We start from the raw sequence: 1,892 nt of genomic DNA on the forward strand, positions 1-1,892 counted from the left end.
ACAGAGTATCTAACGGGCTAATTCCGCCAAAAGCTCCGGTGCTCGGCGCGGCATACGGGATGGTCCGCTCTCGCAGAGTGTTTTGTTTGATCGAGGTTTTTTTGAGGCGCCAGTGGCTAACTTGTTAGATTGGAATACATTAGAACATAAGGTAAAGGCCTATATTGATGTTGAAAATGGAGTAGACACAGAGCAAAAAGCCTTTCCAATCCTCATGGTTGCAAGTCTACTTGGCGTATCTGATGAAGAAGCAGAAGACTCCATTACTGACGGTTCAAAAGATCGAGGTGTCGATGCCGTGTTCATTGATGATAGAGATGGCCGAAACGCTATCCATGTTTTTCAATTTAAATATGTAAATTCTTTCGAAAACACAAAGAAAAATTTCCCTAGTGGTGAAATAGATAAGTTAGTTTCTTTTTTTGACGATGTCTTGGATTTAAATAAGTCATTGGAGCAGTCTTGTAATCCGATTTTATGGAATAAAGTCAAAGAAATATGGGCTGCTCTTGATAAAAAGAACCCGAGTATAGAAGTTCATTTCTGCGGTAATACCAACATGATGGAGCCTGGAGAAATGGCGAGAGCTAACGTCGGGCTCTGCAAATTCAAGTACTTCAATGTGAATCACCATAGCCTTGACACAATTGTCGAGCTATTCATTGATAAAAAAACAACAAGAATAAATGATCAAATCCAAATCGTTGATAAAGACTACTTTGATAGGACTGACGGGAGTATTCGTGGCTTAATTTGTACAGTAGAAGCCTCTGAAATAGTTAGGATTATTGCCGATCCTCATGAGCCAAGTTCTGTGCGGAAAGAAATCTTTAACGATAATGTTAGAGTTTATTTAACCAGAACCAATAAAATTAACAGGAAAATCATTGAAACTGCCATATCGGATGATAATCCGCTGTTTTGGTATCTAAATAACGGGATAACGATAACCTGCGATTCATTTTCTTATCCAAAAGGGAAACGGGCGCCCATTGTAGAGTTACAAAACATTCAAATAGTTAATGGTGGCCAAACGTCCAACGCATTGTTCGAAGCAAGTAAGATAGCGCCAGAGAAAATTGATGACGTTCTTGTTCTCCTTAGAATTATAGAAACAAAATCTCAACCGGTTAGCCTTGCCATTGCTGAGTCAACAAACAGTCAAACTCCAATAAAAAGCAGAGACTTACGATCAAATGATGATATTCAGAAAAAGCTTGAAGAAGCATTTGAAGGAATGGAGCTTTTTTATGAGAGAAAACTCAACCAATATAGTGATAAGTCACGAGTTTTAAGGGTTGATGCATTGTCTTCTGGTCAAGCTCATCTGGCATATAGCCTAGAATTACCAGAAGTAGCGAAAAAAGACAGGGGAAGGATATTTTCAGACTTGTATGATCAAGTGTTCACAGATGATCTGCTTGCTGATGAGCTTTATTGTGCCTTAAAAGTATTAAATTTTATAGAAACTAAGAAAAAAGCATTACAGACTTGCATTAGAAATCAATCGCAATTTGACAAAAGGAATTTATATTTAATAGATGGAGCCTATCATGTGCTTTTTGCTGTAGGTCAAGTATGTGATTGTCGTCAGATTGATAGACTAGATTTTGATCGCGTGATAGAAGTTATTCCGGATGCATTACGATATGTAGGTGATATAGTTGAGATCGAGCAAAATAAAGACGAGTCATTTTCTTTTAATCGGTTCTTTAAAGATGCAAAGACAAAAACTAAAGTCGCGTCATATATTCAAAACTTGGAAAATACCGTTAAACATATTTAATATTATTAGTAGTGCAGCTTACAAACCTGAATGTTCAAATTAAATTTATCTAAGTATCGTGAATTCCGGGGGTGTCCCGTATGCCGCGCCGAGCACCGGAGCTTTT

1 protein-coding gene is annotated in these 1,892 nt (G+C 37.7%); it reads left to right on the plus strand.

The genetic code is table 11. The annotated features are described in order from the left end of the window. Positions 1-112 precede the first annotated feature (112 nt). Entirely contained in the window at positions 113-1,786 is a 1,674-nt protein-coding gene (locus A1332_RS01355; RefSeq protein ID WP_064006786.1) for an AIPR family protein, read from the plus strand. Positions 1,787-1,892 lie beyond the last annotated feature (106 nt).

Source organism: Methylomonas methanica, from assembly GCF_001644035.1.
Taxonomy (GTDB): domain Bacteria; phylum Pseudomonadota; class Gammaproteobacteria; order Methylococcales; family Methylomonadaceae; genus Methylomonas; species Methylomonas methanica_A.